The following is a 5,265-nucleotide window of genomic DNA, read 5'->3' as shown; positions in this document are numbered from 1 at the left end:
GACGCACAGCGCTTCGCGCCGGGCCGCGACATCCAGGCCGACTGGTGGACGCTGTTCGGCTCGCCACGCCTCGACGCACTGATCGCGCGCGCGCTCGCGCGCAGCCCCACGCTCGAGGCCGCGCAGGCCGCGCTGCGCGCGGCGCAGGAGAACGTCTACGCGCAGCGCGGCTTCTTCTTTCCCACGGTCGGCATCGGCTATTCGCCCGCGCGCACCAAGATCGCGGGCAACCTCGGCGGCAACTCGCCGGGCGTGCAGGGCAACGGCAGCGTGATCTCCACCTATCAAGGCACGCCGGCCAGCGAAGGCGGCAGCGCGCCCTTCAACGCGCCGGTGATCTACAACTTCCACACCGCGCAGCTCACGGTCGGCTATGCGCCCGACATCTTCGGCGGCCAGCGGCGGCAGCTCGAGAGCCTCGAGGCGCAGGCGCGGATGCAGCACTACCAGCTTGAGGCGGCGCGCCTCACGCTGGCCTCGAACCTGGTGGCTGCATCGATCCAGGAGGCGCTGCTGCGCCGGCAGCTCGCGATCGCCGAGGGCATCGTCGAGGCCAACGAACAGGCGGTGGCGCTGGTGCAGCGCCAGCTGCGGGCCGGCTACGCGGCGCGGCAGGACCTGGCGCAGCAGGAACTCGCGCTCGCGCAGGCACGCCAGCAGCTGCCGCCGCTGCGCAAGCAGCGCGAGCAGACGCACAACCTGCTGCGCGCGCTGGCCGGCGACGGCCCCGACGAGGACCTCGCGATCGACTTCGACCTCGACGCGCTGGTGCTGCCGCGCGAGCTGCCGCTGGCCCTGCCCTCGCGCCTGGTCGAGCAGCGGCCCGACATCCGCGCCGCCGAGGAGCAGCTGCATGCCGCCAGCGCGCAGGTCGGCGTGGCGGTGGCCGACCGGCTGCCGCAGTTCTCCATCGATGCGAGCTGGGGCGGCGCGGCCAGCCGGCTCGGCGAGATGTTCCTGAAGTCGGGGCGCTTCTTCAGCCTGGCGGGCAATGTCGGGCAGACCCTGTTCGACGGCGGCACGCTCGAGCATCGCCAGCGCGCGGCCGAGGAAGGGCTGCGCCAGGCCGATGCGCAGTACCGCGCGACCGTGATCGCGGCGCTGCAGAACGTGGCCGACACGCTGCAGTCGATCCAGGCCAACGCGCAATCGCTGCAGGACGCGGCGCTGGCCGAGGAGAAGGCCCGCACCGGGCTGGAGCTGGTGCGCCGCCAGCTGCGGCTCGGCGACGTCAACCGCCTCGCGCTGCTCAATGCGCAGCAGGCCCACGACCAGGCGATGCTCGTGCGCGTGCAGGCGCAGGCCGCGCGCCTGGGCGACAGCGCCGCGCTGTTCCAGGCCTCGGGCGGTGGCTGGTGGCAGCGCGCGCCGACCTCGTGAGCGCGCCGCCGCTGGTCGACAATGGCGGCCCCTCTGCCCACGCGTCCCGCCGCCTCGCACCGCGATGCTCCTGCTGCTGATCGAAGACGATCCCGTGATCTCGCGGGAACTGCAACTGCGCTGGCGCCAGCGCGGCTGGGTGGTGCGCGGCTGCGGCGACCTCGCCGAGGCCGACCGCGCGCTGGCCGAGCGCGACGTGCAGGACTTCGAGCTCATCGTGCTCGACCTCAACCTGCCCGACGGCGACGGCCTGGACTGGCTGCGGCGACTGCGCCAGCGCGACCGCCTCACGCCCGCGCTGATCCTGACCGCGCGCAGCCGCGTGGCCGACCGCGTGCTGGGCCTGCAGGGCGGTGCCGACGACTACCTGGTCAAGCCCTTCGCGCCCGAGGAGCTCGATGCGCGCATCGAGGTGCTCGGCCGCCGCGCCCAGGTGGCGCGCGGCGACCACCTGCACTACGGCCGGCTGACCTGGCGCGGCGACCTGGGCCGGGCCTACGTGGACGACCGCGTGCTCGAGCTGGCGCCGCGCGAATTCGAGGTGCTGGGCCTGCTGATGCAGCGCGCGCCGCGGCTGGTCGCCAAGCGCGCGCTGGTCAATGCGCTGGCCGAACGCAACATCGAGCTCGGCGACAGCGCCTCGGAGATCTACGTCTCGCGCCTGCGCCGCAAGCTGGTCGACGCGGGCGTGCAGGTGCGCACGGTGCGCGGCTTCGGCTACATGCTGGTGCTCGACGCGGCCGCTCCCGGCGCGCAGGAGGTTTGATGGAAGCGATGCCGCCACAACCGCCGCGCCGCATCCGCTGGCTGCGCCGCGAACTGCTGCTGCGCCTGATGCTGCCGCTGCTCACGATGATGGCGCTGGCCGGCGGCTTCGGCCTGCACTACACGCACGCGGTGATCGAACGCGTGTTCGATCGCTGGCTGCTCGATGCCGCGCGCTCGAGCATCGCGCTGCTGCGCTACGACGACCGGGGCATCGCGGCGATCGACATGTCGCCGCAGCTCAAGGCCATGCTGCTGTTCGACGAGATCGACCAGAACTGGTTCAGCGTCACGCAGTCCGACCGCCTGCTCGCCGGGCAGCCCGGCCTGCCCGACGGCGGCACCGCGCGCGTGCACTACCGCCGCGGCGAAGCCTTCGATGCCGAGTACCTGGGCCAGCCGGTGCGCGTGGTGCGCGTCGAGCTGACGCGGGCCGGCGCCGCGCCGGTCACGATGCTGATGGGCGAGACGCTGACCAAGCGCCATCGCGCCGAGCAGGAACTCTGGGTGCTGCTGTGGCCCGTCGTCGCGCTGGTCGTGGCTGCCGCGCTGGCCATCGCGATCGCGGTGCGCCGCACGGTGCGGCCGCTGCAGGCCATCGCCACGCGCTGGAACGAGCGCTCGCATGCCTCGCTCGATCCCATCGGCGTGGACGAAGTGCCGCGCGAGCTGCAGGCCTTCGCGAGTTCGCACAACGAGCTGCTCGCGCGCATCCGGACCATGCTGGCGCGCGAGCGGCAGTTCGCCGCAACGGCGGCGCACCAGCTGCGCACCTCGCTGACCGGCCTGCAGCTCGGGCTGGCGCGTGCCAGCGAGGCGCCCGATCCGCAGGCGATGCGGCGCATCGTCGACGAGCTCGGCGGCTCGATCCAGCGCTCGGGCCGGCTGGTGCAGCAGCTGCTGACCTTCGGCGCCCTCGACCCCGAGGCGCGCGCCGACCTCGACCGGCGCCGCATCGACCTCGTCGCGCTGGCGCAGGACGTGGGCGCCACGCACATCGAGCAGGCCTCGGCGCGCACGATCGAGCTGGAACTCGCGGCGCCCGAGCGGCCGGTGTGCGTCGCGGTGCAGCCCGAGCTGATCGCCGACGCGCTGAGCAACCTGCTCGACAACGCGATCCGCTACACGCCGCCGGGCGGACGCGTGCTGGTGGAGTTCGAGAGCGATCCACCCGCGCTGCGCGTGAGCGACTCGGGACCGGGCATTCCCGAGGACGAGCGCGAGGCCGTGCTCGAGCGCTTCGTGCGCGGCCGCGACGCGACCGGCGACGGCAGCGGCCTGGGGCTGGCGATCGTGCGCGACATCGCGGCGATGCACGGCGCCACGGTCGCGCTGTCGGACAGCGCATGGGGCGGCCTCACGGTCACGTTGCGCTTTCCGGCCGCAAACTGACAGACAGGCGCGGACTCAGGGCTCGCGGCCGCAGGCGATGTCGGGCGCGCCGCGCTCTTCCTCGGGCAGCACGATGCCCCAGCGCATGCGCACGCTGCGCTCGGGACCCTCGCCGGCCCAGGGCAACTCGATCGCACCGCCGCAGTCCACGGTCTTCAGCATCGGCTGCAGCGACGGCCCTTCGGAGCGGAAGGCCGGCGTGTCCAGCACCAGCACCATGCCGCCCTCGCGCGCCAGCGTGCCCGGCGCGAGCCAGGGCGAGGTGCGCTCGTCGCCGTCGATCAGCAGCCGCACCGACGGATCCATGCGCAGCGCGACGGCGCCCGCGAACCAGGTGTCGCCGACCAGCAGCCGCAGCGGACGCTCGCCCCGGTGCACGCGCCAGGTCGCCTCGACCGCCTCCGCGATCCGCTGCGTCGGCAGGTTGGCGCGCGTGACGTGGCCCAGGCGCGTGCTCCACACGCCATCGATCCAGGCGTAGCTCCATGCGGCCGCGACATGCAGCACGGCCGCCGCGGCCAGCATCGCGCGCCAGCGGCGGCGGCTCCAGCGTTCCGCATCGAGCCAGGGCAGCGAGGCGGCCAGCCACAGGCCGGCCGGCAGGAAGAAGGTGGTGAGCCAGGCCGGCACCAGCCGCGAATGCAGCAGCGCCGAGGCCGCCAGCACCAGCGCGGTGGGACCGAGGGTGGCCCACGCGAGGAAGCGCCGGTCGAAGGCTGCAGGCATCGGGGTCGCAGGCGCGGCCGCCTCGCGCCGCTGCGCGATCCAGGCCCAGCCGACGAACAGCAGCATCGGCGACAGCCGCGCGAGCTGCACCAGCAGCACGCGCAGCGGCCGCGGCAGCAGATGCCGCCCGCCCGCGCCATGGACCGCATGCACCGACTGGCGCGCATAGACCACCGTGGTGTCGCCATGCTGCAGCACCCACCACAGGTGCGGCGACAGCAGCAGCAGCGCGAGGCCGGTGGCCAGCAGCAGGTCGCGCCGCACGCGCGCATCGCGCCACAGGCCCTGGCGGACCACGAAGCCCAGGCCCACGGCGAACTGCACCGCGGCGCTGTACTTGGTGAGCATCGACAGGGCCGCGAACAGCCCGAGCCAGACCCAGTCGGCGCGTCCGCTTCCGGCCGGCCGCAGCACGCGCCACAGCATCCACCAGTAGCCCGCGAGCGGCAGCAGCTGCACCGTGTTGTGGTTGTAGACCACCGCGCGCTGCACGTGGTAGGTGACCAGCGTGCCCAGCAGCAGCGCGAAGGCGGCGCGTGCCGGCGTCATCATCTCGCGCGACCAGCGCCACAGCAGGTAGAGCGCGCCGACGCCGCAGCCCACGCCGGCCACGTAGGTCAGCCACGGCTGCCGGCCGAGCAGCGCCACCGGCAGGCTCAGCAGCCAGCTCGGCAGCGGCGGATGCTTGTAGTAGCCCCACTGCAGGCTGCCGCTCCAGAACAGCTCCTCCACGTTGTCCCAGGGCGGCGTGACATCGAGCGCCACCATCGGCCAGGCCCACGCCAGCACCAGCGCGACGAGCAGCGCGGGCACCCAGCGCTCGATCGGCTCGCGGGCCGTGGCGGCGGTGGGAAGAAAGCGGCCCGGCACGGGCGTCGATCCAGAGGTCATGGGCGGGATTTATAGGGACCGCACCCCACCGCCGCCTGACTTCGGGCGTGTCGCCCGGCCCTCACGACGCGTCGGCGGGCGCCGGCCGCGAGAGCAGCTCCAGCGGCGCGC

At 73.7% G+C, this 5,265-nt stretch carries 4 protein-coding genes; 3 read left to right on the top strand and 1 reads right to left on the bottom strand.

What is annotated here, in order from left to right; all coding sequences use genetic code 11:
- From AC27VN_RS31990 to AC27VN_RS31980, 3 genes are all read left to right on the top strand, one after another.
- Positions 1-1,380 (top strand): efflux transporter outer membrane subunit (locus AC27VN_RS31990; protein ID WP_490879160.1); only part of this gene is annotated, 1,380 nt, incomplete at its 5' end.
- A 64-nt stretch (positions 1,381-1,444) separates the two neighbouring features.
- Positions 1,445-2,146: a response regulator gene (locus AC27VN_RS31985; RefSeq protein WP_490879159.1), complete on the top strand. Its 702-nt coding sequence runs from the start codon at positions 1,445-1,447 to the stop codon at positions 2,144-2,146.
- Positions 2,147-2,154: 8 nt separating this feature from the next.
- Entirely contained in the window at positions 2,155-3,537 is a 1,383-nt protein-coding gene (locus AC27VN_RS31980; protein WP_490879158.1) for a sensor histidine kinase, read from the top strand.
- A 15-nt stretch (positions 3,538-3,552) separates the two neighbouring features.
- Here the strand turns inward: AC27VN_RS31980 and AC27VN_RS31975 are convergent, their stop codons facing one another.
- Positions 3,553-5,154: a glycosyltransferase family 39 protein gene (locus tag AC27VN_RS31975; protein WP_490879157.1), complete on the bottom strand. Its 1,602-nt coding sequence runs from the start codon at positions 5,152-5,154 to the stop codon at positions 3,553-3,555.
- Positions 5,155-5,265 lie beyond the last annotated feature (111 nt).

This window comes from Variovorax sp. 20P10.2.4 (assembly GCF_058244205.1).
Note: the sequence above shows the minus strand (reverse complement) of the source record. Positions and strands in the feature narration are given on the sequence as shown.